The sequence below is a fragment of the Streptomyces sodiiphilus genome (genome assembly GCF_039529215.1).
GTDB classification, from domain to species: domain Bacteria; phylum Actinomycetota; class Actinomycetes; order Streptomycetales; family Streptomycetaceae; genus Streptomyces; species Streptomyces sodiiphilus.
Genome location: NZ_BAAAMJ010000006.1, coordinates 128,826 through 151,560 on the forward strand (window position 1 = coordinate 128,826; position 22,735 = coordinate 151,560).

General features: G+C 72.6%; 21 protein-coding genes. 14 read left to right on the forward strand and 7 right to left on the reverse strand.

What is annotated here, in order from left to right; translation table 11 throughout:
- Positions 1 to 6: 6 nt before the first annotated feature.
- Positions 7 to 1,053, reverse strand: a complete 1,047-nt coding sequence (locus ABD299_RS03090; protein ID WP_344258629.1) for a LacI family DNA-binding transcriptional regulator — start codon at positions 1,051 to 1,053, stop codon at positions 7 to 9.
- A gap of 305 nt (positions 1,054 to 1,358) precedes the next feature.
- Here ABD299_RS03090 and ABD299_RS03095 point away from each other — a divergent pair, with 305 nt between their 5' ends.
- The 3 genes from ABD299_RS03095 to ABD299_RS03105 all read left to right on the forward strand — a co-directional run bounded on the left by ABD299_RS03095 (position 1,359) and on the right by ABD299_RS03105 (position 5,479).
- Complete coding sequence (locus ABD299_RS03095; protein WP_344258630.1) at positions 1,359 to 3,293, forward strand: acyl-CoA dehydrogenase family protein; 1,935 nt, start codon at positions 1,359 to 1,361, stop codon at positions 3,291 to 3,293.
- Positions 3,294 to 3,602: 309 nt separating this feature from the next.
- Positions 3,603 to 4,787 carry a helix-turn-helix domain-containing protein gene (locus ABD299_RS03100; RefSeq protein ID WP_344258631.1) on the forward strand — a complete coding sequence of 395 codons (1,185 nt, stop codon included), beginning with the start codon at positions 3,603 to 3,605 and terminating at the stop codon, positions 4,785 to 4,787.
- 248 nt (positions 4,788 to 5,035) lie between these two features.
- Entirely contained in the window at positions 5,036 to 5,479 is a 444-nt protein-coding gene (locus ABD299_RS03105; protein ID WP_344258632.1) for a hypothetical protein, read from the forward strand.
- Between the two features lie 745 nt (positions 5,480 to 6,224).
- On the opposite strand, the gene ABD299_RS03110 is transcribed toward ABD299_RS03105, so the two are convergent.
- From ABD299_RS03110 to htpX, 3 genes are all read right to left on the reverse strand, one after another.
- On the reverse strand, positions 6,225 to 6,887 hold the full coding sequence (locus ABD299_RS03110) for a GNAT family N-acetyltransferase (RefSeq protein ID WP_344258633.1): 663 nt from the start codon (positions 6,885 to 6,887) through the stop codon (positions 6,225 to 6,227).
- Positions 6,888 to 6,988: 101 nt separating this feature from the next.
- Positions 6,989 to 7,570: a PspA-associated protein PspAB gene (gene pspAB / locus ABD299_RS03115; protein WP_344258635.1), complete on the reverse strand. Its 582-nt coding sequence runs from the start codon at positions 7,568 to 7,570 to the stop codon at positions 6,989 to 6,991.
- A 49-nt stretch (positions 7,571 to 7,619) separates the two neighbouring features.
- Entirely contained in the window at positions 7,620 to 8,513 is an 894-nt protein-coding gene (gene htpX / locus ABD299_RS03120) for a zinc metalloprotease HtpX (protein WP_344258636.1), read from the reverse strand.
- Positions 8,514 to 8,706: 193 nt separating this feature from the next.
- On the opposite strand from htpX, the gene dxr reads away from it, so the two are divergent.
- The 7 genes from dxr (at position 8,707) to ABD299_RS03155 (ending at position 17,555) form a co-directional block, all read left to right on the forward strand.
- A complete protein-coding gene (gene dxr / locus ABD299_RS03125) occupies positions 8,707 to 9,975 on the forward strand; it encodes a 1-deoxy-D-xylulose-5-phosphate reductoisomerase (RefSeq protein WP_344258637.1) in 1,269 nt (422 codons plus the stop codon).
- Positions 9,976 to 10,081: 106 nt separating this feature from the next.
- A complete protein-coding gene (locus ABD299_RS03130) occupies positions 10,082 to 11,386 on the forward strand; it encodes a M50 family metallopeptidase (RefSeq protein ID WP_344258638.1) in 1,305 nt (434 codons plus the stop codon).
- A gap of 118 nt (positions 11,387 to 11,504) precedes the next feature.
- The gene (gene ispG / locus ABD299_RS03135; RefSeq protein ID WP_344258640.1) at positions 11,505 to 12,659 is read left to right on the forward strand and encodes a flavodoxin-dependent (E)-4-hydroxy-3-methylbut-2-enyl-diphosphate synthase; all 1,155 of its coding nucleotides are present in this window, start codon (positions 11,505 to 11,507) and stop codon (positions 12,657 to 12,659) included.
- 135 nt (positions 12,660 to 12,794) lie between these two features.
- Positions 12,795 to 14,165 (forward strand): acyltransferase family protein, encoded by a 1,371-nt coding sequence (locus ABD299_RS03140; protein WP_344258641.1) that lies wholly within the window; start codon positions 12,795 to 12,797, stop codon positions 14,163 to 14,165.
- Positions 14,166 to 14,276: 111 nt separating this feature from the next.
- Positions 14,277 to 15,083: a GNAT family N-acetyltransferase gene (locus ABD299_RS03145; RefSeq protein WP_344258660.1), complete on the forward strand. Its 807-nt coding sequence runs from the start codon at positions 14,277 to 14,279 to the stop codon at positions 15,081 to 15,083.
- 78 nt (positions 15,084 to 15,161) lie between these two features.
- On the forward strand, positions 15,162 to 15,740 hold the full coding sequence (locus ABD299_RS03150) for a GNAT family N-acetyltransferase (RefSeq protein WP_344258642.1): 579 nt from the start codon (positions 15,162 to 15,164) through the stop codon (positions 15,738 to 15,740).
- Between the two features lie 111 nt (positions 15,741 to 15,851).
- Positions 15,852 to 17,555, forward strand: coding sequence for a proline--tRNA ligase (locus ABD299_RS03155; RefSeq protein ID WP_344258643.1), 1,704 nt, complete (start codon positions 15,852 to 15,854; stop codon positions 17,553 to 17,555).
- Between the two features lie 6 nt (positions 17,556 to 17,561).
- Here ABD299_RS03155 and ABD299_RS03160 read toward each other — a convergent pair whose 3' ends face one another.
- Genes ABD299_RS03160 through ABD299_RS03170 form a run of 3 tightly spaced genes read right to left on the reverse strand, consistent with a single transcriptional unit; the run spans position 17,562 to position 19,571 of the window.
- Positions 17,562 to 18,464, reverse strand: a complete 903-nt coding sequence (locus tag ABD299_RS03160) for an aminoglycoside phosphotransferase family protein (protein ID WP_344258644.1) — start codon at positions 18,462 to 18,464, stop codon at positions 17,562 to 17,564.
- Positions 18,465 to 18,468: 4 nt separating this feature from the next.
- On the reverse strand, positions 18,469 to 19,062 hold the full coding sequence (locus ABD299_RS03165) for a ferritin-like domain-containing protein (protein ID WP_344258645.1): 594 nt from the start codon (positions 19,060 to 19,062) through the stop codon (positions 18,469 to 18,471).
- Positions 19,059 to 19,571, reverse strand: coding sequence for a hypothetical protein (locus ABD299_RS03170; RefSeq protein WP_344258646.1), 513 nt, complete (start codon positions 19,569 to 19,571; stop codon positions 19,059 to 19,061). Before ABD299_RS03170 ends, ABD299_RS03165 begins: the two co-directional genes overlap by 4 nt.
- 270 nt (positions 19,572 to 19,841) lie before the next feature.
- Between ABD299_RS03170 and rimP the strand changes: the two genes are divergently transcribed.
- From rimP to ABD299_RS03190, 4 genes are all read left to right on the forward strand, one after another.
- Complete coding sequence (gene rimP, locus ABD299_RS03175; protein ID WP_344258647.1) at positions 19,842 to 20,342, forward strand: ribosome maturation factor RimP; 501 nt, start codon at positions 19,842 to 19,844, stop codon at positions 20,340 to 20,342.
- A gap of 2 nt (positions 20,343 to 20,344) precedes the next feature.
- Entirely contained in the window at positions 20,345 to 21,361 is a 1,017-nt protein-coding gene (gene nusA / locus ABD299_RS03180; RefSeq protein ID WP_344258648.1) for a transcription termination factor NusA, read from the forward strand.
- A 102-nt stretch (positions 21,362 to 21,463) separates the two neighbouring features.
- Positions 21,464 to 21,742, forward strand: a complete 279-nt coding sequence (locus tag ABD299_RS03185; RefSeq protein ID WP_344258649.1) for a YlxR family protein — start codon at positions 21,464 to 21,466, stop codon at positions 21,740 to 21,742.
- Between the two features lie 154 nt (positions 21,743 to 21,896).
- On the forward strand, positions 21,897 to 22,735 hold an 839-nt coding region (locus tag ABD299_RS03190), incomplete at its 3' end, for a translation initiation factor IF-2 N-terminal domain-containing protein (protein ID WP_344258651.1).

A 22,735-nucleotide genomic window follows, 5' to 3' on the forward strand; every position in this document is an offset into this window, starting at 1 on the left:
CCGGCTTCAGCCGGGCAGCGGGCCCGCGGCGGCGGGTGCCGGACCGGTGCTCGCCCGGACGGTCAGCCGCGGAGGCAGCAGCTCGACCTGCTCCGTACCGGTCATGGCGGGGGCACCGCCCAGACCGGCACGGGTCATGACCATCTCCACCGCCCGGCGCCCCATCTCCTGGGCGGGGATCGCGACGGAGGTCAGGGCCACGGAGGTCTGGCCGGCGACCTGGTCGGGACAGATCGCCACCACGGAGATGTCCTCCGGCACCGCGCGGCCCTGCTGGCGCAGCAGGGAGAGCAGCGGCTCGATGGCACTCTCGTTCTGCACCACGAGCCCGGTGGTGCCCGGCCGTTCGTCGAAGATCCTGGCCAGAGTCCCGGCCACCGACTCGTAGCTCCCCTCGCAGGGGCGGTGCAGCACCCGTACGCCGAGCTCGGCGGACTTCTCGCGGATCCCGTCCAGGGTCCGCTCGGCGAAGCCCGTGTGCCGCTCGTACACCGCGGGCGCCTCCCCGACCACTGCGATGTCCCGGTGGCCGTGGCCCGCCAGGTGCTCCACGCACAGCCGCCCCGTGGCCGCGAAGTCGAGATCCACGCAGGCCAGACCGCGGGGGTCGGCGGGCAGTCCGATGAGCGCCGCGGGTCTGCGCGCCTCGCGGACCAGCGGCAGCCGGTCGTCCTCCAGCTCCACGTCCATGAGGATCATCGCGTCCGCGAGGCCGCTGCCGACCACCCGGCGCACCGCCTCGGGGCCTTCCTGGCCGGTCAGCAGGAGAACGTCGTGCTGGTGCTCACGGGCCGTGGTGGCCACCGCGACGGCGATCTCCATCATCACCGGCACGTACATGTCGGTGCGCAGCGGCATCATCAGGGCGATGATGTTGGACCTGCTGCTGGCCAGCGCCCGGGCTCCGGCGTTCGGGTGATAGCCGAGCTCCCTGATGGACTGCTCGACACGCTGCCGGGTGCCCGAGGAGATGGTCCGCTTGCCGCTGAGGACGTAACTCACGGTGCTGGCGGAGACGCCGGCGTGCCGGGCGACCTCGGCGAGGGTGACCATGCTGCTCTCCCGGTGGCCTGAGAAACGTGTGAAGCGCTTCGATGAGAGGGTTGGTACGGAGGTCGGCAACCCTCGGGCAGTACTGCCGGAGATGACCCTAGACCGGTGACCGGTGAGTGTCCAGGGATCTATCGAAGCGCTTCAACATTCGGCCCCGGCGCGTTCCTGCCGCCACTCCGGTGGCGGTGTCCGGAAGGGGCAGGCTTCACCGCGAGCCGGTACACCCTGTCCCAATCGGGTACATACGGTCCAGTAGCAGTGATCGTACGTGCCCTCTGTCCGCCGTCCCGGCGAGGTGAGCGAAGTTGACCGCCACACAGGCCACACCGGTGTCCGAGCAGGAAGCCCGCAGGGTCGCGGAGGCAGCCCGCGATCAGGAATGGAGCAAGCCGAGCTTCGCCAAGGAGCTGTTCCTCGGCCGCTACCGGCTCGACCTCATCCACCCGCACCCCGTCCCCGACGAGGAGACGGTCCGGCGCGGCGAACGGTTCCTGGCTCGGCTGCGGGAGTTCTGCGAGACCTCGGTCGACGGCGCCCTCATCGAGCGGGAGGCCCGCATCCCCGACGAGGTGATCAGGGGACTCAAGGAACTCGGCGCGCTGGGCATGAAGATCGACCCCGCCTACGGGGGAGTCGGGCTCAGCCATCTGTACTACAACCGGGCGCTGGCACTGGTCGGTTCGGTCAGCCCGGCCGTCGGCGCGCTGCTGTCCGCCCACCAGTCGATCGGGGTGCCCCAGCCGCTGAAGACCTTCGGCACCGAGGAGCAGAAGCAGCGGTTCCTGCCCCGCTGCGCGCGCAGCGACATCTCCGCCTTCCTCCTCACCGAGCCCGACGTCGGCTCCGACCCGGCCCGGCTGGGCGCCACGGCCGTTCCGGACGGCGACGACTACCTGCTGGACGGCGTCAAGCTGTGGACCACCAACGGCGTCATCGCCGACCTTCTGGTGGTCATGGCCGATGTCCCCGCGGGCGCGGGCCACCGGGGCGGCATCACCGCGTTCGTGGTGGAGGCGGACTCCCCGGGCATCACGGTGGAGAACCGCAACGCCTTCATGGGCCTGCGCGGCATCGAGAACGGCGTCACCCGCTTCCACCAGGTCCGGGTGCCGGCCGCCAACCGCATCGGCGAGGAGGGCGCCGGGCTGAAGATCGCCCTCACCACCCTCAACACCGGCCGTCTCTCCCTGCCCGCGCTGTGCGTGGGCGCGGGCAAGTGGAGCCTGAAGATCGCCCGCCAGTGGTCCGAGACGCGGGTGCAGTGGGGCAAGCCCGTCGCCAAGCACGAGGCCGTCGGCTCCAAGATCTCTTTCATCGCGGCCACCACCTTTGCGATGGAGGCGCTGCTGGACCTGTCCTGCGAGATGGCCGACGAGGAGCGGCACGACATCCGCATCGAGGCGGCCCTGGCCAAGCTCTACGGCAGCGAGATGGCCTGGCGCATCGCCGATGAGCTGGTCCAGATCCGCGGCGGCCGGGGCTACGAGACGGCCGAGTCCCTCGCCGCCCGAGGCGAACGCGGCGTGCCCGCCGAACAGTTGCTGCGCGACCTGCGGATCAACCGGATCTTCGAGGGATCGACGGAGATCATGCACCTCCTGATCGCCCGGGAGGCCGTCGACACCCACCTCAAGGCCGCCGGCGACCTCATCGACCCGGAGAAGTCCTTCAACGACAAACGAAAGGCTCTCTTCCGGGCCGGGGGCTTCTACGCCCGCTGGCTGCCCGGGCTCGCCGCGGGCCGCGGTCATGTCCCCCTCACCTACGGGGACTTCCGCGTCTCCGGCTTCGCCGACCTCTCCACCCACCTGCGCTACGCCGAGCGCACCTCCCGCAAGCTGGCCCGCTCCACCTTCTACGCCATGTCGAGGTGGCAGGGAAAGATGGAGCGCAAGCAGCGCTTCCTGGGCCGCGTCGTGGACATCGGCGCCGAACTCTTCGCGATGAGCGCCGCCTGCGTGCGTGCCGAGCGGATGCGCAGGACCGGGGACCGTGGCAAGGAGGCCTACGAACTGGCCGACGCGTTCTGCCGCCAGGCCCGGCTGCGCATCGAGGAGCTGTTCACCGCCTTGTGGCACAACACCGACGGCATCGACCGCCGGGTGGCCCGCAGCGTCCTGGCCGGCCGGCACACCTGGCTGGAGGAGGGTGTTCTCGATCCCTCCTCCGAGGGCCCCTGGATCGCCGACGCCACCGCGGGCCCCTCCCGCAAGGAGAACCTCCACCGCACCATCGACTGATCCCCGGAGCCTGGCCGGAGAACCAGGAGAGGCGGCTGCTCTCGCCCGTTGCCGACGGGGAGAGCAGCCGCCGTCGCCCGTGGTGAGGGAGCAGAGCCAGGTTGCTTTCGACCCGGAGCCGCCGCGACCGCCCTCGCTGTCGGACGGACCATCTCCTCTTTCGGCACTCTGCCCGGCGAGTGCGTGACGACGGGGGCGGGCGGTCATGCCAAGCCCTCACCACAGCGAACGGGGCCCNGGGGCCGTTCGCTGTTCCCGCGTCAGCGACGCGGGTACGGTTCTGAGTACCAGCACAGAACGGAGACCAGCATGCCACATCGTGGCGCCGAGCACACTGGTGCTCGAATCGCCAGGGTCCGGAAAGTTCGCAGGCTGACGCAGCGGGAGCTGGCGGACATCGCCCCCGTCTCGTACTCGACCATCACCAAAGTGGAACAGGGCACTATCCCTGCCTCGGCTGCGGTGATCGGCGCACTGGCCCGCGCCCTGTCCGTACCGGTGAGTGACCTCACCGGCCAGCCGTACCTGCACGATCTGGAGCGCGATCAGCTCGACGGCCTCATCCAGCCCATCAGAGAGGCCCTTGACGTCTACGACCTGGGGGCCGACCCGCTGATCTCTCCTCGGCCTCTGGACGTCCTGCACGCCCACGCGGACAGCCTCTGCGCCGAGATCCGCGACACCAACCTGCGCCGGGCAGCGACAGAGCTGCCCGGCCTCATCCAGGAAGTGACCACTGCGGCACACCTGGCCGGTGAAGACCGGGCCTGGGAGGTGCTGGCGTCGACCTACCGGACGGCATACGACGTCGCCACGAAGCTGGGCTACGCGGACCTGTGCACCGTGGCACTGGACCGCATGGACTGGGCGGCCACCCGCGCCTCCTCCCCGATTCTGGCCGGCATGCGGCAGTACATGCGCGCACTGCTCTACCTGCGCAGCGGGCAGTACCGAACAGGGCAACGGCTCATCGAGGTGGCGCTGACAACGCTTCAGCACGCCCCGCCCGGCCTCGCCCGGGATGCCACCACCGGTCAGCTGCACCTGGGCGCCAGCATGCTGTACGCCAACGCCCAGCGCGCGGACGACGCCGAGGGGCATCTGCGGGAGGCCGAGCAGATCGCCGCACGCACAGGCGCTGTGGAGCGCCTGAACTGGCTCGCTTTCGGGCCGGCGAACGTGAACGCCCACCGAGTCGCAGCGTTGGCCGGGCTGAACCGGTACGACGAGGCGGTACAGGTCGCGGAGAGGATGACGATTCCCGAAGACTGGCCCAGGTCCCGGGCCAGCCGCCACCACGTGGAGGTGGCGCGGGCCAAGCTTCTCACGGGTAATGCGACTTCCGCCTTCGAGTCGCTGGTAGCCGCGCGGAAGGCCGGCCCGCAGCAGACGAAGTACTGCTGGGTGGCCCGGGAGACGTACCTGGGCCTGGAAGCGTCACGCCGTCAGCTGCCGGGCACGCTCGCCCACTACGGAGCCTGGCTCGGCATGTGACAAACAGTCACGCCGTGGCCTCAGCTGCCAATCACTGTTGGTAGTTGGGGCCCTTTTCTTCGTGAGGATGTGACCACCAGCACAGTCCGCCACACGGAGAGATACGTGATCCCCCAACACAAAAGCACATGGCCCTGGAACAGCCCGGTTCGGGCCTTGATTCGCTGCCCCCGGTGCGGAGCCCTGGTACGCAGAGGCGAGGACCACGCTTGCTCCACGCCCAGCGAGGGCAAGCAGGAGGCCGGCCGGTGAGCCCGTCCCTCTTCCCCTCCGTCGACCTCCGCGAAATCCACCACCTCACCCTGCGGGCCCTGGACCCGGAGGCCTCCCGCACCGTCCTCGCCAACCAGAGCGCCATCACCGAAACGACCACCCACCTGCGGACCCACCTGCGGGCCCTGGTACGGGAGGTCGCTTCTCTGTCCGTACTCGGACCGGCAGGAGCCCCGGAACGCAAGCGGGCCTCCGACCTCCTGCAACTGGCCGAGGTGCAGTTGGTTCACCCGCCCGACACGCAGGCCGTCCTCCCCCTCCAGGCCGCCCGCACCCGTCGCCTGGCCATGCTGTGCCGGGACATGGCCGGCGTCTACCGCACCGTGCGGGAACTCGACGCCCGTCGCTGGTGGGTCGAGATCACAGCCCCCTCCGTCGGGTACTGGTGGAACGGGGCGGTACGTGGATGGACGGCCTAGCACGCCGCGACGCTGGGCAGAGGACAGCAACTGGAACAGCCGGACCCGCGGCGGCCCGTAGAGCGCCTCCCCGGACGGGAAGGCATTGCCAAGGTGTGGCGGCTCCCGCACGGACAGCCGGCCCGCCATCCGCCCGGAGAACCCCGCTACACCACCCGGACGGCCCCCTGAGTTGTCAGTCATGGACTCATCAGCTGATCACCGAGGTGCTCTCGGCTGGGTCACAGGCGCCTGCTGGATGGGCTGCCGGCGAACCGGCGTGGAGGTGCGCTGGATCGGCCCGGCCCGCTTCAACGGTCCCTACGGACTCATTGATACCAGGCTGTTCGCCTGCGCGGATTGCATCGACCGCATGCACCGCCAGGCCGTCGCCGAGCTGTACGCCAGCGCTGAGCCGACCGAGCTCCCGCTTCCGCCATCTCGGTACAAGAGGGCCTTCACAGCCCTTGTGGCAGAAGCGGGCGTCCGGGCCTTGTTCCTCGACACGCAGGGCCCGGACACCACCCAGGCGACCGCAGGGTCAGGGCCGCGCCACACCCCCGCTCCGAGCCGCGGCGGCACACACCCGCTGCTCGGAGCGGGCATCAATCACATCGCGCCCTGGCACAGAACAGAAAGGAGGCGACCCGTCGATGGCCGCTCACCGCTCGGCGTCGTCAACGACCGACGCCACGACGCGGTGAACCGTGAACGGCACGCCCTCCTTGCGCCTGGCCGCCTACCAGCGGGACGCGCTCCGCTCCGCTCAGCCGGGCGGCTCGTTCCCGGCTGTCCCGAACATCTCGCGGCAGGGGGCCAGGCCGTGTACCTCGGCCTCCACCGTGCGGTGCGCCTGCCAGGCATCGCGGTCGAGCCGCAGCCGGTGCTGGGCGCGGGCGCGGCCGGAGACCGCTGCCACGGTCATGCCGTCCGGGCGGTAGCCCAGGCGGCGCGAGACACCCAGGGAGCGGGGGTTGTCCGTCATGGCGGCCGAGGTCAGATACCGGGCCCCGAGCCCTTCGAACGCCAGGTGCGCCACTGCTGCCCGCATCTCGGTGCCGATGCCCTGGCCCTGGTGCGGGAGGCCCAGCCAGGAGCCGGTCTCCGCCTCGCGGGTCACGGCGAAGTCGGAGGCGGCCAGGTCCTGCCGCCCCACGACGGTGCCCTCGTGCAGCACCGCCAGGCTCAGCGTCCACTTCTCCGGCCGCCAGTCGGCGACGGTGCCCAGCACGTGCTGAAGGGTGGCGCGTCCGCGCTGCGCGGGGGTGGCGTCGGTCCACGGGTAGGAGAAGGGCATCTCGCCCTCCTCGTGCACGCCGCCCGCCGCCACGTCGGCGAGTTCGTCCAGCAGCGGCCCGTCCGGTACCCGGAGCTCAAGCCGGGGCGTGGTGATTCGCAGACCGTACAGCGGCCAGTATCGCGAGGTCATTCCACGACCTTGCCGCCCGGAGCCGGGGAGACCAACCGGTTTCCGTCTTCTGCCGGGCGATTCCGGCCGGGGCGATCCCGGCCGGGCCCTCCGGGCCCGCCCTACAGTCCCGGGGCACCCCAGACGGGGAACCAGCGGCTGAGGTCCTGCTCGATGCGCAGGTCGTCGGTGAGCAGGCCGCGGATCTGGAGCTCCAGGCCGTTGTCCCGCCGCTCGCCGCCCCCGGGCTGCGGCGCGAAGGGGTAGAACGTGCCGCGCTTGTAGAGGTAGACCAGGGCCAGTGGACGCTGCCGCTCGTCGCGGAAACCGACCAGGGAGCACAGCAGCTGCGGGCCGAAGCCGCCGTCCTTGAGGGAGGTGTTCGCCGCGTGCAGGTCGTTGACGACGGCGGTGACGTCGTCGGGGGAGTGGCGGGTCAGCAGCCACGTGTAGCCGTAGGAGTCCTGGCTGAATTCGACCGGTGCCGTGCGGCTCGCGTCGGCGTCGAGCAGGCCGCGGATCTCGTCCTGGATGCGGGAGAAGCCGCCGCCCTCGACGCTGGCGAAGCACACCGAGCCCAGGCCGGTCGGGGTGAACCCGGCGCTGGACTGGAGCGTGATGGCGGCCGAGGGGACCGCGAAGAGCTGGTCCAGGTCGGGGCGGACCGGCTTGCTGCGGCCGAAGAGGGCATCCAGAAAGCCCACGTGGGTCAGTCCTTCCGGGAAGGCGGGAGAGGAGAGGGGGAGCGTACCGTCACGGGCGGCCGAGCTCGGCGGAGATCCGGCCCAGCTGCTCCAGCCGCCGCTCCAGGGAGGGGTGCGAGTCCAGCAGCTTGCTCAGGCTCTCACCGGTGACGGCGGGGGCGAAGAAAAAGGCGTTGAAAGGTTCGGCGCGGCGCAGGTCCCGGGTGGGGATGCGAGCCATCTGCCCGGAGATCTTGGTGAGCGCGGAGGCCAGCGCGGACGGCCGGCCGGTCAGGAGCGCGGCACCCCGGTCGGCGGCCAATTCGCGGTAGCGGGACAGCAGCCGGGTGAGCAGGAAGCTGATCACATAGACCAGGGCGCTGACCAGCGGGATCAGCACGAACAGGATGTTGTTGTTGCGGCCGCCGCGGGCGATGCCGCCCCACAGCGCCATCCGCGTCATCATCCCGGCCAGCACACCCAGGAACGAGGCGATCGTCATCACCGCCACGTCGCGGTGCGCGACGTGCGACAGCTCGTGTGCCAGGACACCCTCGAGCTCGTCGCGCTCCAGCCGCCGCAGCAGCCCGGTGGTGACGCACACCAGCGACTTGTTCCGGCTGCGGCCGGTGGCGAAGGCGTTGGGCACGTCGGTGTCCGCGATCGCCACCTTCGGCTTGGGCATGTCAGCCAGCGCGCACAGCCGGTCCACCGCGCCGTGCAGCTCGGGGGCCTGCTGGGGGGTGACCTCGCGGGCCCCCATGCTGTAGGCGGCGATCCTGTCGCTGAACCAGAACTGGGCGATGAACAGACCGCCGGCGATCAGGATCACCAGCGGCCAGGCCTCGCCCAGCAGCGCGATCAGCACGCCGACGAACACCACGTAGAGGAGACCGATGAGGAACATCGTGGTCACCATGCGACTGGTGAGGCCACGGTCGGGGGCGAATCGCGTGCGCGCCATGTCTCCCTCCCCGGACGAGAAAAATGGAGCCGGGCCTCCCTTTCGGACAAGTGTACGCGGCATGTGCCCGGCGCCCCGGTGGCCGGAACGCGTGCCCGGCCCGTTGCGGAACGTCCCTTCCGCCCCGTCGGAGCGGGCCGGGAGCGGGAGGCCGCCTGGACGCGGTGGGTGGGGGAACGGACACAATGGGGGAATGACCAACAGCGCCGTCCCCCTTGCCGATCCTCATCTGCGCCCCTCCGCCGGAGCGCCCGGCGGGCCCCGGGAAGTGGTCATCCTCGGCTCCACGGGATCCATCGGCACCCAGGCCATCGACGTGGTGCTGCGCAACCCGGCACGGTTCCGGGTGACCGGGCTGGCCGCCTCCGGCGGGCGGCTGGAGCTGCTGGCCGGGCAGGCGCACCGGCTCCAGGTGCGGGCGGTGGCCATCGCCCGCGACGACAAGGTCTCCGAGCTGCGCCAGGCGCTGCGGGCCCAGTACGGGGTGGGGGAGCCGCTGCCGGAGATCCTGGCAGGCCCCGACGCGGCGACCTGGCTGGCCTCCACCGAGTGCCACACCGTCCTCAACGGCATCACCGGCTCCATCGGACTCGCCCCGACTCTCGCCGCCCTGAAGGCCGGCCGGACGCTGGCGCTGGCCAACAAGGAGTCGCTGATCGTCGGCGGCCCGCTGGTCCGGGCCGCCGCCCGGCCCGGGCAGATCATCCCGGTCGACTCCGAGCACTCCGCGCTGTTCCAGGCCCTGCTCGGCGGCACCCGGGCCGAGGTGGCCAGGCTGGTCGTCACCGCCAGCGGCGGCCCGTTCCGCGGCCGCAGCCGGGCCGAGCTGAGCCGCGTCACCGCGCAGGACGCGCTCGCCCACCCCACCTGGGACATGGGCCCGGTGATCACCGTCAACTCGGCCACGCTGGTCAACAAGGGGCTGGAGGTCATCGAGGCCCACCTGCTCTACGACATCCCGTTCGACCGGATCGAGGTCGTCGTCCACCCGCAGTCCTACATTCACTCGATGGTGGAGTTCACCGACGGCTCCACCCTCGCCCAGGCGGGCCCGCCCGACATGCGGGTCCCCATCGCCCTGGGCCTGAGCTGGCCGGACCGGGTGCCGGGGGCCGCCCCGGGCTGCGACTGGACGCGCGCCCACACCTGGGAGTTCTTCCCCCTGGACACCGACGCCTTCCCGGCGGTGCCGCTCGCCTGCCATGTCGGTAATCTCGGCGGTACCGCTCCCGCGGTGTTCAACGCGGCCAACGAGGAGTGCGTGGACGCCTTCCTCGCCGGCCGGCTGCCGTTCACCGGCATCGTGGACACGGTGGCCCGGGTGGTCGAGGAGCAGGCGGAGGCCGGTTCCGGAACCACGCTGACCCTGCCCGGCGTCCTCGACGCGGAGACCAGGGCGCGGCGGCGGGCCCGCGAACTGGCGGGGACCGGCGGCCTGGCCACGGCCGAGGCCGCCGGGTGAGTGTTCCCGCGGCTCCCCTGCCGCCGCGGGGCGGGCAGCGGGTACCGTTGCGCTCCGCGCGCGGGGTGAGACGGGCGGAGTCGGATGTGAACGAAGAGGGTGCGGCATGACCACCTTGATGACGGTGCTGGGGATACTCGTCTTCGTCTTCGGGCTGCTCTTCTCCATCGCCTGGCACGAGCTCGGGCACCTGAGCACGGCCAAGATGTTCGGCATCCGGGTGCCCCAGTACATGGTGGGCTTCGGACCCACCCTGTGGTCGCGCCGCAAGGGCGAGACCGAGTACGGCATCAAGGCCATCCCGCTGGGCGGCTACATCCGGATGATCGGCATGTTCCCGCCCGGCGACGACGGCCGCGTCCGCAAGCGCTCCACCTCCCCCTTCCGGGGGATGATCGAGGACGCCCGTGCGGCCGCCTACGAGGAGCTGAAGCCGGGCGACGAGCGGCGGCTGTTCTACACGCGGGCCCCCTGGAAGCGCGTGATCGTCATGTTCGCCGGCCCGGGCATGAACCTCATCCTGGCCGTGGTGATCTTCCTCGGCGTCCTGATGTCCTTCGGCATCAACACCCGCACGACCACCGTCGCCACGGTGTCCGAGTGCGTGATCTCGCAGAGCGAGCAGCGTGACGAGTGCCGGGCCGGAGACCCCCCTGCCCCCGCCAACGCCGCCGGCCTGGAGCCGGGCGACACCATCGTGGCGTTCAACGGCGAGCCGGTGGACGACTGGGGCACTCTCCAGGCCCGCATCCGCGAGACCGTCGGCCCCGCCACCCTCACCGTCGAGCGGGACGGCGAGACGCTGGTCCTGCACGCCGACCTCATAGAGAACCAGGTGGCCAGGACCGACGGCCGCGGCGGCTACGTCGAGGGTGAGTACGTCACCGCGGGCTTCGTCGGGTTCTCCCCGGCCAGCGGCGTCGTCCGCCAGGACTTCCCGCAGGCGGTCGACCGGATGGGCGACATCATGACGACCGGCGTCCAGGCGCTGATCAACCTGCCCTCCAAGGTCCCCAACCTGTGGGACGCCGCCTGGGGCACCGCCGAGCGCGACCAGGACGGACCGATGGGCGTGGTCGGCGCGGCCAGGGTCGGCGGCGAGGTGTTCACTCTGGACATCCCGCCGGAGCACCGCATCGCGACGATGCTGTTCCTCGTCGCGGGCTTCAACCTCTCGCTGTTCCTGTTCAACATGCTTCCGCTGCTCCCGCTGGACGGCGGGCACATCGCGGGAGCGATGTGGGAGTCGGTGCGGCGGTTCTTCGCCAAGGTCTTCCGGCGGCCCGACCCCGGCCCGTTCGACGTGGCCAAGCTGATGCCGGTCGCCTACGTGGTGGCCGGGCTGTTCATCTGCTTCACCCTGCTGGTGCTGGCCGCCGACATCGTCTCGCCGGTGCGGCTGGCGGGGTGACCGCCGGGCCGCCGTGGGGGCGCATCGATGTGCTCACGGGGCGTGGCGTGCCGTAGGCTCTTGACCCGGAGCCCGCCCATCCCGGGACCTCGATCGCACCGTGGGGTTGCACGAACCGATGACAGCTATCTCGCTCGGCATGCCGTCCGTTCCGACCAAGCTGGCCGACCGCCGCGTCAGCCGCCAGATCCAGGTCGGGTCCGTGCCGGTGGGGGGTGACGCGCCGGTCTCGGTCCAGTCCATGACCACCACGGTCACCGCCGACATCGGGGCCACACTGCAGCAGATCGCCGAGCTGACGGCCGCGGGCTGCCAGATCGTGCGGGTCGCCTGCCCCTCCCAGGACGACGCCGAGGCGCTCCCGGTGATCGCGCGCAAGTCGCAGATCCCGGTGATCGCCGACATCCACTTCCAGCCGCGCTACGTCTTCGCCGCCATCGACGCCGGCTGCGCCGCCGTCCGCGTCAACCCCGGCAACATCCGGCAGTTCGATGACAAGGTCAAGGAGATCGCGAAGGCCGCCTCCGACGCCGGGATCCCCATCCGGATCGGGGTGAACGCCGGATCGCTGGACAAGCGGCTGCTGGCGAAGTACGGCAAGGCCACCCCGGAGGCGCTGGTGGAGTCCGCGCTGTGGGAGTGCTCCCTCTTCGAGGAGCACGGCTTCCGCGACATCAAGATCTCCGTCAAGCACAACGACCCCGTCATCATGATCAACGCCTACCGGCAGCTGGCCGCGCAGTGCGACTACCCGCTGCACCTCGGCGTGACCGAGGCGGGCCCCGCCTTCCAGGGCACCATCAAGTCCGCCGTCGCCTTCGGCGCGCTGCTCAGCGAGGGCATCGGCGACACCATCCGGGTGTCCCTGTCGGCGCCTCCGGTCGAGGAGATCAAGGTCGGCAACCAGATCCTGGAGTCCCTCGGTCTGCGGCAGCGCGGCCTGGAGATCGTCTCCTGCCCCTCCTGCGGACGCGCCCAGGTCGACGTCTACAAGCTCGCCGAGGAGGTCACCGCGGGCCTCACCGGCATGGAGGTGCCGCTGCGCGTCGCCGTCATGGGCTGCGTCGTCAACGGTCCCGGCGAGGCCCGCGAGGCCGACCTCGGTGTCGCCTCCGGCAACGGCAAGGGACAGATCTTCGTCAAGGGAGAGGTCATCAAGACCGTCCCCGAGTCCAAGATCGTCGAGACGCTGATCGACGAGGCCATGCGGCTGGCCGAGCAGATGGAGAAGGACGGCGTCCTCTCCGGCGAGCCGGAGGTCTCCGTCGGCTGACCGGGCACGACGCGCAAGGCGCACCCCCCGGCGGGCATGACGAGGCACCGCCGGGGGCACCCGTAGGGCCAAGGAATCACCCCCGCGCCGGGACGACGGGCCCGGGGGCACCCGCGAGCCGTGGCAGGTGTGCGCATGCCCCGTGTTCCCCGTGGCCCCCTCGCCGCGCTGCGCCGGACGGCCGAACAGACCCCGGCACGCCGCAACCGGCAGATCGACATGCTGCGCGCGCTGGCGCTGTGCGCCGTCGTGCTCGGCCACTGGCTCGTCATCGTGGTCGTCCACGACGAGGGCGGCCTCGACGGTGACAACCTGCTCGGCATCCTGCCCTGGACCCACTGGGGCACCTGGGTCTTCCAGGTCATGCCCGTCTTCTTCGTCGTGGGCGGCTACTCCAACGCCGCCTCCCTGGTGTCCCACCGCGAGCACGGCGGCGACGCCACCACCTGGCTGCTGGGACGCACTGATCGTCTGCTGCGCCCCACCACCGCACTGCTGATCACCCTGGGCGCGGGCGCCACCGTGGCCACCCTGCTCGGCGCCGACACCGACACCATCGGCACCGGCGTGTGGCTGGCCTCCATGCCCTTGTGGTTCCTGGCCGCCTACCTGGCCATGGTGCTGACCACCCCGGCCGCGCACGCCCTGCACCGGCGGGCAGGGCTGGCCGTGCCCGTGCTGCTCCTGGTCCTGGCGGCCGCCGCGGACACCGCCCGGCTCGGCCTCGACGTCCCGGCCGTCGGCCAGGCCAACTACCTGCTGGTCTGGCTGGCCATCCACCAGCTCGGATTCTGCTGGCGGGACGGGCTGCTGCCGTCCACGGCCCGCGGCTCGGCGCTGCTGGCCGCCGCCGCGCTGGCCGCCCTCGTCCTGCTGGCCGCCCTGCCGTTCAGCCCCTACCCGGTCAGCATGGTGCAGGTGCCCGGGGAACAGCTCCAGAACACCGCCCCGCCCACCCTCGCCCTGGCGGCACTGGGCCTCACCCAGACCGGTCTGGCGCTGCTCCTGTCCGGTCCGACCAACCGATGGCTGGCCCGCACCGGCCCGTGGACCGCCGTGGTGGCCGCCAACTCCGTCGTGCTGACCCTCTTCCTGTGGCACATGACGGCGGCCATGATCGGCGCCCTGGCCCTCTACCCGACCGGGCTGATGCCGCAGCCCGCCGTGGACACCCCCGCCTGGTTCCTGCTCCGCATCCCCTGGCTCCTGGCGCTCACCGTGATCCTCGCCGCGATCGTCGCCCTGTTCGGGCGGATCGAGACGCGCACCGGTCCGTCGAGCAGCGGCACGCGCGCCACCGGCCCGGGCCTGCCGCCGTGGGGCTGGACCGCCCTCACCGTCACCGGCCTGTCGGCGGCCGTCGCAGGCCTCCTCGGCATCGCCCTGGCGGGCGACGTCTACCACCGGCCGGGCGGCCTGCCCACAGCCGTGTTCCTCGCGTACTTCGCCGGAGCCGGCCTGCTGCGGCTGGCCCGGGCCAGGGCCCCGCGGGACCCGTCCGCATAGCCCGCCCCGGGCCGGTACAGTGCCACAACGCCCCCGACCGCCACCGACGCCCCAAGGTCCCGCTTCGTGCTCATCACGCCGCCCACCACCCGGGTCATCGCCCCCACGGAGATGGCAGACGCCCTCGCCGTTCTCCAGCGTGAGCCCGTGGCCAACGCCTTCGTCACCGCGCGCGTCCTGGAATCGGGGCTCGACCCGATCCGCCTCGGCGGCCAGATGTGGGGCTGGTACCACCGCGGACGGCTCGACGCCCTGTGCTATGCCGGGGCCAACCTGGTCCCGGTCGGTGCGGGCCCGGCCGCCGTGCGGGCCTTCGCCGAACGCGCCCTGCGGCAGGGCAGGCGCTGCTCCTCCATCGTCGGCCCCGCCGACGCCACCGCGGACCTCTGGTCCCACCTCGAACCGCACTGGGGACCCGCCCGGGAACTGCGGCCCCGGCAACTGCTGATGGCCACCCGGACCGTACCGCCGGGCATCCGCCCCGATCCGGCGGTACGGGCGATGCGCAAGGGCGAGATGGACCTGGTGCTGCCGGCCGCCGTCGCCATGTTCACCGAGGAGGTGGGCATCTCCCCGCTGGCCGCCGAGGACGGAGGTCTCACCTACCAGGCGCGGGTCGCCGAGACCGTCGGCGCGGGACGCTGCTTCGCCCGCGTCGAGGACGGGCGGATCGTCTTCAAGGCCGAGATCGGCGCCGTCACCCCGCAGGTCTGCCAGCTCCAGGGAGTGTGGACCGCCCCCGAGTACCGCGGGCGGGGGCTGGCCACCGCCGGGATGGCCGCCGTCGTCCGTCACGCGCTCACCGCCACCGCGCCGGTCGTCAGCCTCTACGTCAACGACTTCAACGCCCCCGCACTCGCCGTCTACCGCCGGCTGGGCTTCACCGAGACCGGCACCCTGATGAGCGTCCTGTTCTGACGGCCCGTCCCGGGCCGGCGGCAGGGCAGCCCGCCGCGGAACGAGACTTCCCGCGTCCGGGGCGTTAGCCTCCCCGGCATGACTCCCTCCTCAGCGGGTGCGGCCCCCGACGCCGACGACGCTGTCATCACCCCCCTCGACCTGGCCGCCAGGGTCGACGAGGCGCTCGCCGTCCAGGCCCGCGCCTTCGGCCTGACCGACGAGGAGATCGGGGTGCGCCGGCACATCGTGCTGCGGCACCTGGCGAACCCGCAGGCCCGCGCCCTGGGCGCCGTGGTCGGCGACGGGCCCGGCGGGGGCGAACTGGTGGGATTCGTCTACGGCATGCCCTGCGAACGCTCGCAGTGGTGGTCCACCGTCGTCGAGCCGTATCTGCGCCGGGCCGGTCACGACAGCTGGCTGGACGACTCGTTCACCATCACCGAGCTGCACGTCCTGCCCGCCTATCAGGGACACGGCATCGGACGGCGGCTGATCACCACGCTCACCGACGGCGTCCCCCAGCCGCGGTCGCTGCTGTCCGCGATCGACACCGAGAGCCCGGCCCGCGGCCTCTACCGCACGCTCGGCTACCGCGACCTGGCCGTCCGGGTGATGTTCCCCTCGGCCTCCACCCCGTACGCGGTCATGGGCGCACCGCTGCCGCTGCGCCGCTGAACCCGGCCGACGGCCCGGCCGCGGCAGCCACTAGCCTCACCACCATCCCTCCGCGGCCCCGCCGCGGATCCGTCCGTCCTCCACCGCACGTCAGCACGCAGGAGTTCCCCCATGGCCGCCCGAGTCACCCGCCTGTCCCAGTCGATGTTCAAGACGCTGCGGGACGCTCCGGCCGACGCCGAGACCGTCAGCCACCGGCTGCTGGTGCGCGCCGGGTACGTGCGGCGGTCGGCGGCCGGGATCTGGAGCTGGCTTCCCCTGGGCAAGCGGGTCCTGGAGAACGTCACCCGGATCGTCCGCGAGGAGATGGACGCCATCGGCGGCCAGGAGGTCCTGCTGCCCGCCCTGCTGCCGAAGGAGCCCTACGAGACCTCCGGCCGCTGGGACGAGTACGGGGACCAGCTCTTCCGGCTGGCCGACCGCAAGGGCGCGCAGTACCTGCTCGGCCCCACCCACGAGGAGATCTTCACCCAGCTGGTGCAGGACCAGTGCTCCTCCTACAAGGACCTGCCGGTCATCCTCTACCAGATCCAGACCAAGTACCGGGACGAGGCCCGTCCGCGCTCGGGCATCCTGCGCGGCCGGGAGTTCCAGATGAAGGACTCCTACTCCTTCGACACCGACGACGCCGCGCTGGCGGAGTCCTACCGGCTGCACCGCGAGGCCTACCGCCGCATCTTCGAGCGGCTCGGCCTGGACCACCGGATCGTCACCGCCGTCTCCGGCGCCATGGGCGGCTCGGCCTCCGAGGAGTTCCTGGCCCCGGCCGCGGCGGGCGAGGACACCTTCGCGGACTGTCCGGCCTGCGGATTCGCGGCCAACACCGAAGCCGTCACGGTGACCGTGCCGGGCGCCGACCCGGCCGGCCTGCCGGACACCGAGGAGCTCGACACCCCGGACACCCCCACCATCGAGACCCTCGCCGAGCATCTGGGCGTCCCCGCCTCCGCGACCCTGAAGAACCTCCTGGTGAAGGTCGATGGGGAGATCACCGCCGTGGGCGTCCCCGGTGACCGCGAGGTGGACCTCGGCAAACTCGCCGAGCGACTGGCCCCCGCCCGGGTCGAGCTGGTCACCGCCGAGGACTTCGCCGGCCGGCCCGACCTGGTGCGCGGCTACGTCGGCCCGCAGGGCATGGCGGGCACGTCCTTCCGCTACCTCGCCGACCCCCGCGTCGCCCCCGGCACCTCCTGGATCACCGGAGCCAACAAGCCGGACACCCACGCCCGGCACGTCGTGTGCGGGCGGGACTTCGAGGTGGACCGGTACCTGGACGTCGTGGTGGTGGAGCCCGGGGACCCGTGCCCCTCCTGCGGGGCGGGGCTGCGCCTGGAGCGGGCGATCGAAATCGGCCACATTTTCCAGCTCGGCCGCAAGTACGCCGACGCCTTCGGGCTGGACGTCCTGGGCCGGGACGGCAAGCCTGTCCGTGTCACGATGGGCAGTTACGGCATCGGCGTGTCCCGCGCCGTGGCCGCGCTCGCCGAACAGACCGCGGACGAGCACGGACTGTGCTGGCCGCGCGAAGTCGCGCCGGCCGATGTGCACATCGTCGCCGCGGGCAAGGCCGTCCAGACCGAACTGGCCCTCGAACTGGCCGGGCGGTTGGGCGACGCCGGTGTCCGGGTCCTGGTCGACGACCGGATGGGCGTCTCCCCGGGCGTGAAGTTCGCCGACGCCGAGCTCATCGGGGTCCCCTCGATCCTCATCGTCGGCCGGGGCGCCCCGCAGGGCCGGGTGGAGCTGAAGGACCGCCGCACCGGGGAGCGCGAGGACCTGACGACCGAGGAGGCACTGGCCCGGCTGCGGGCCTGAGGGCGGTCACAGCCAGGCGGCGAACTCCAGCAGCAGCTCGGCGTCCTGCCGCTGCCCGGCCGCCAGGTGGCGTATCGCGGAGTCCACCGCCCGGTACAGCGCCCACCCGCGCAGCCGCTCCGGTGTCACCTCGACCGACTCCGACAGCGCGGCCACCCGGCGCCGGGTGAGGGACGCACCGCCGGGAGAGGCGATCAGGTCGTGCAGCCGGTCCCGGGCGAGGCGGGCCAGGTCGAAGGCCCGCTCGCCCACGACCGGCTCCGGCCCCACCGCCAGCCACGGGGACCGCCCGGAGTCCGACGCCAGCACCGCGCCCTGCCGCAGGTCACCGTGGAGCAGGAACCGTTCGGTGGCCGTCTCCAGCAGCCGGTCACGCTCCGCCAGCGCCTCGTCCACCAGCGGGCGCAGCTCGGGCTCGACCGCCGCCGTCCGCATCGCCGCGGCCCCGGCCGCGGTGCGCTCCGCCACGGTGGGAAACGGGTACTCGCCGGGGTCCACCCACAGCCGGTGCCCCGCCGAGACCGTCTCCAGCATCGCCTTCGCCTCCGGCAGCGACCGGAGCGACACCTCGCCGTGCGCCCTCTCCAGCAGCAGTGCGCCGCTCTCCGGCGCGCACCGCAGCACCCTGACCGCGCCCCGGCCGTCCCACCGCCGCAGGGCCGCGTTCTCCAGTTCGGCGGGGGAGCCCGGGGCGGACACCTTGAGCGCCGCCGGGCTGCCGTCGGCGCACCGGACCAGGACGATCAGGCCGGCGCGGCCGCCCGGCGCCACCACCCGTTCGGCGGTCAGCTCCCAGCGCCCGAGCATCTCCTCCGCCAGGGCCGGCAGCGACGCGAGCCAGTCACCGGCGGGCCCTTCCTGGGCGCGGACCAGCCGCAGCGGGGGTTCGAGACGCAGTGCTGATGCCATGCCGCTACAGATCCTCCTCGGTATCGGTGGTTCCCGGCCCGTCGCGCCCGTCGCCCACGCCGGACGCGGTCCGTCCGGGAGCGTGCTCGGGCAGGCCGGGGAACGGCGTCGCGCCGCCCCGCCAGCGGGTGGCGCGCACGGCGGCCTCGCGCAGCGACGCGGCGGCCTCCAGACGGGCGCTCCCCCCGGTGCTGCGCACCAGGTCGGCGTAGACCGCGGCGAGCCGCTCCTCCAGCTCGGTGGCCAGCCGCACCGCCTCGTCCCTCCCGGCCACCTCGAAGGGCAGTGCGTAGGCGACGGCCGCGGGCTCCGGCGTTCCTCCCAGGGCGCGCACGGCGCGGTGCAGGGCGTCGCGTCGTGCGCGGTGCGCCGCGTGTGCCTCCCGCGCGTGCCGGGCGAGGTCGCCGTCGAGGCGGCCGCCCACCACGCCGTAGCCGTAGACGGCCGCGTGCTCGGCGGCCAGCGCGGCCTGGGTGGCGTGCAGGGCTTCGGCGCGGGGGTCCTCGGCGGAATGCCGGGCCGCGGCCCGCGCCGGGTGTTCGGTGTCCAGGGTGAGCTCCGGGGAGGTGGTGGGACGGCGGTGTGCTGAGCCCGTCATCCGGCGCGGGCCTCGGCCAGCAGATAGGCGTGCGAGGACCCGGCGGCGGCCAGTGAGGCCAGCAGCCGGGCCAGCTCCGGCGGGGCGCCGTCCAGCGCCCGCAGCCGGGTGCCGGCGGTGCGGCGCTCGGAGTCGGCCAGCCAGGACAGCGCCCGCTCCGGCTCCGGCGGCACCGGCCCGGCGGAGCCGTCCGGGATGTCCTCGGCCAGCACGTCGAGATGCCGGGCCACGGCGGCACGCAGCGGGCGCAGGGTTCCGTCGAGCGCGGGGTGTGAGGCCGCCACGGCGTCGTAGGAGGCGAGGAGCGCGCTGCTGTCCCGCGCCGTGCGCCTGCGCAGCCGTACGGCGGCCACGTCGTCCTCGGCGAGTGCTCCCGGCCCCCCGTCGGCGGACGGCCCCCCGCACCCGGCCGACGCGGCGCCGGCCGCCAGGACGCCGGCCCCCGCCAGCACGGTCCGCCTGGGTACCCCGGAGGGGGCGGGCGCGGCGGGCGCCACGGCTGAAGACATGGTGTGCGCGCGTTCCCCGTTCACAGCTGGTCCGTCCGTTGGTCAGGCGATTGCTACCGGCAGCGGCCCGCCCGGCACCGGCAGTGCCCGCCGCCCGGTGAGCGTACCGGTGTGCGAGGCATGTCACGGCGCCGCCCCGCTCTCCGGCGTGCCAGGACGCCCCGGTCGGACGGTCGGCGTAGGGTGCCGTAGGCGATAGGCTGTTGCGGGAGACCGGAGCACGGACAGAACACGTTCGACAACAGCAGACGCGGCCGAGGAGTCACCCGGATGAGCACCACTCAGATCGACAGGCTGCGGGAGCTGCTGGACCCCCTCGCCGTCGAGCGCGGCATGGATCTGGAGGAGGTCACGGTCTCTCCGGCCGGCCGGCGGCGCGTTCTGCGGGTCGTCGTCGACACCGACGAGGGCGTGGAGCTGGACGCCTGCGCCGAGCTGAGCCGGGCCGTCTCCGAGACGCTGGACGAGACCGACATCATGGGCGGCGCGCCGTACGTGCTCGAGGTGACCTCCCCCGGCGCCGAGCGGCCGCTGACCGAGCTGCGGCACTACCGCCGCGCCGTCGGCCGTCTCATCACGGCCCGGCTGCACGAGGGCGGCGAGCTGACCGCCCGGATCGTCGCCGTGGACGACGACGGCCTGGACCTCCAGGTGCCAGGTGTGAAGGGGCGCAAGCCCACCGCTCGGCGGATCGCTTTCACCGACATCGCGCAGGCGCGGGTGGAAGTGGAATTCAGCCGCAAGGCCGCCGAGAGCCAGAAGGAGGCGTAGCCGTGGACATCGACATGAGTGCCCTGCGGGGACTGGTCCGGGAGAAGGAGATCTCCTTCGACGTGCTCGTCGAGGCGATCGAGTCGGCCCTGCTCATCGCCTATCACCGCACCGAGGGAAGCCGTCGCCGGGCGCGCGTGGAGCTGGACCGCGCCACCGGCCATGTGACGGTCTGGGCCAAGGAGGACCCCGAGGACCTGGCCGAGGCGGGCGAGGGCGCCGAGCCGCGGGAGTTCGACGACACTCCCGCGGGCTTCGGCCGGATCGCCGCGACCACCGCCAAGCAGGTGATCCTGCAACGTCTGCGGGACGCCGAGGAGGACATCACCTTCGGTGAGTACGCGGGCCGCGAGGGCGACGTGGTCACCGGGGTGGTGCAGCAGGGCAAGGACCCGCGCAGCGTCCTGGTGGACATCGGCCGGCTGGAGGCCATCCTGCCGCCCCAGGAGCAGGTCCCGGGCGAGGAGTACACGCACGGACTGCGGCTGCGCACCTACGTGGTCCGGGTGGTGAAGGGCCAGCGCGGTCCCTCGGTCACCCTCTCCCGGACACATCCCAATCTGGTGAAGAAGCTGTTCGAGCTGGAGGTGCCGGAGATCGCCGACGGGACGGTGGAGATCGCCGCCATCGCCCGTGAGGCGGGGCACCGGACCAAGATCGCGGTGAGGTCGCTGCGCCCGGGCCTGAACGCCAAGGGCGCCTGTATCGGCCCGATGGGCGGCCGGGTCCGCAATGTGATGGCCGAACTGCACGGTGAGAAGATCGACATCGTGGACTGGTCGGACGACCCCGCGGAACTGGTCGGCAACGCGCTGTCCCCGGCCCGGGTGAGCAAGGTCGAGGTCGTCGACGCCGCGGCCCGGTCGGCCCGGGTGACCGTGCCCGACTACCAGTTGTCGCTGGCCATCGGCAAAGAGGGGCAGAACGCCCGCCTCGCTGCCCGGCTGACGGGCTGGCGCATCGACATCCGGCCCGACACCGAGCAGCCGGAGCGGCAGCCGGCCCAGCCGGGGGAATGACCACGGTCCCGAAGGTGTTGCACAGATGGCTGATCCTGTCCGTAACGGGCTGTGAAAACGGCCCGATCCGCGGGCAGCGTGCGCGGGGAGGTAGAATTCTCAGTGTCCGGCCGGACCAAGGCCCGAGCCTGCCCTGAGCGGACCTGTATCGGGTGCCGCCAGCGCTCGGCGCGGGCCGGTCTGTTGCGTGTGGCGCTGGTGGGGGATCGCTGTGTCCCCGATCTTCGCGGTACGCTGCCCGGCCGGGGTGCGTACGTGCATCCCGTGTCGGCGTGTGTCGAGCTGGCGGTCCGCCGTCGGGCGTTCCCAAGGGCCTTCCGGACCCTGGGGCCGCTGGACACCGCGGAACTGCGGCAGATGGTCGGCCAGGAACAACCGTAAGACGCATCGCACGGGTCCTCCGTGCGGTGCTGGTACCTCGCGAGTCGGAAGTAGGTCGAGATTGCGATGAGCACTCGATGAGTACGCGATGAGTACGCCCATGAAGTAGCGAAGGTCCGGCGGACGACCGACCCCGGACCGTAGAAGGAGCGAAGTGGCTAAGGTCCGGGTATACGAGCTCGCAAAAGAGCTTGGCGTGGAGAGCAAGGTCGTCATGGCCAAGCTCCAGGAACTGGGCGAGTTCGTCCGTTCGGCGTCCTCCACCATCGAGGCGCCGGTTGTCCGCAAACTGACAGATGCCTTCGACGGGTCGGGCAAGAAGACCGCGAAGCCGGGCGCGCCCCGCAAGCAGGCCGCACGGCCCGGCGGCGCGCCCAAGCCGGGCGCTGCGGCGCACCGTCCTGCCGCCCCCCGTCCGGGTGGCGCGGCCGCCCCCAAGCCGGGGCCGAAGCCGCCCGCGGCGCCCCAGCCGCCGGCGCCGCCGGCCCGTCCCGCCCCGGCGGCGAAGCCCGCCGCGGCGGGCCCCGAGTTCACTGCCCCGAGCGGTGAGGCCGCGCCCANGAAGCCCGCCGCGACGAGCCCCGAGTTCACTGCCCCGAGCGGTGAGGCCGCGCCCAAGCCGGGTGCCCCCCGGCCCACCGGTCCCAAGCCGGCCGGTGCGCCCAAGCCCGGTGGCCCCAAGCCGGCCGCCGGCCCCAAGCCCGGTGGCGCCAAGCCGGGCGGTGCCAAGCCCGGCGGTCCCAAGCCGGCCGGCCGTCCGGCAGGCCCGCGTCCGGGCAACAACCCCTTCACCTCCGGTGGTTCCACCGGCATGGCGCGCCCCCAGGCGCCCCGCCCCGGTGGTGCCCCGCGCCCGGGTGGTCCCGGCCAGGGCGGTCCTCGCCCCGGCGGTGCGGGCCAGGGCGGCCCGCGTCCGCAGGCTCCCGGCGGCGGCCGCGCGACCCCGGGCAACATGCCGCGACCGCAGGCGGGCCCCGGCGGGCCGCGGCCCGG

What these genes read in the sequence shown, in the direction of transcription:
- ABD299_RS03090 (WP_344258629.1), bottom strand. Translation starts at nt 1,053, where the DNA reads ATGGTCACCCTCGCCGAGGTCGCCCGGCACGCCGGCGTCTCCGCCAGC.
- ABD299_RS03100 (WP_344258631.1), top strand. Translation starts at nt 3,603, where the DNA reads ATGCCACATCGTGGCGCCGAGCACACTGGTGCTCGAATCGCCAGGGTC.
- ABD299_RS03110 (WP_344258633.1), bottom strand. Translation starts at nt 6,887, where the DNA reads ATGACCTCGCGATACTGGCCGCTGTACGGTCTGCGAATCACCACGCCC.
- htpX (WP_344258636.1), bottom strand. Translation starts at nt 8,513, where the DNA reads ATGGCGCGCACGCGATTCGCCCCCGACCGTGGCCTCACCAGTCGCATG.
- dxr (WP_344258637.1), top strand. Translation starts at nt 8,707, where the DNA reads ATGACCAACAGCGCCGTCCCCCTTGCCGATCCTCATCTGCGCCCCTCC.
- ABD299_RS03130 (WP_344258638.1), top strand. Translation starts at nt 10,082, where the DNA reads ATGACCACCTTGATGACGGTGCTGGGGATACTCGTCTTCGTCTTCGGG.
- ispG (WP_344258640.1), top strand. Translation starts at nt 11,505, where the DNA reads ATGACAGCTATCTCGCTCGGCATGCCGTCCGTTCCGACCAAGCTGGCC.
- ABD299_RS03140 (WP_344258641.1), top strand. Translation starts at nt 12,795, where the DNA reads ATGCCCCGTGTTCCCCGTGGCCCCCTCGCCGCGCTGCGCCGGACGGCC.
- ABD299_RS03145 (WP_344258660.1), top strand. Translation starts at nt 14,277, where the DNA reads ATGGCAGACGCCCTCGCCGTTCTCCAGCGTGAGCCCGTGGCCAACGCC.
- ABD299_RS03150 (WP_344258642.1), top strand. Translation starts at nt 15,162, where the DNA reads ATGACTCCCTCCTCAGCGGGTGCGGCCCCCGACGCCGACGACGCTGTC.
- ABD299_RS03155 (WP_344258643.1), top strand. Translation starts at nt 15,852, where the DNA reads ATGGCCGCCCGAGTCACCCGCCTGTCCCAGTCGATGTTCAAGACGCTG.
- ABD299_RS03160 (WP_344258644.1), bottom strand. Translation starts at nt 18,464, where the DNA reads ATGGCATCAGCACTGCGTCTCGAACCCCCGCTGCGGCTGGTCCGCGCC.
- ABD299_RS03165 (WP_344258645.1), bottom strand. Translation starts at nt 19,062, where the DNA reads ATGACGGGCTCAGCACACCGCCGTCCCACCACCTCCCCGGAGCTCACC.
- ABD299_RS03170 (WP_344258646.1), bottom strand. Translation starts at nt 19,571, where the DNA reads ATGTCTTCAGCCGTGGCGCCCGCCGCGCCCGCCCCCTCCGGGGTACCC.
- rimP (WP_344258647.1), top strand. Translation starts at nt 19,842, where the DNA reads ATGAGCACCACTCAGATCGACAGGCTGCGGGAGCTGCTGGACCCCCTC.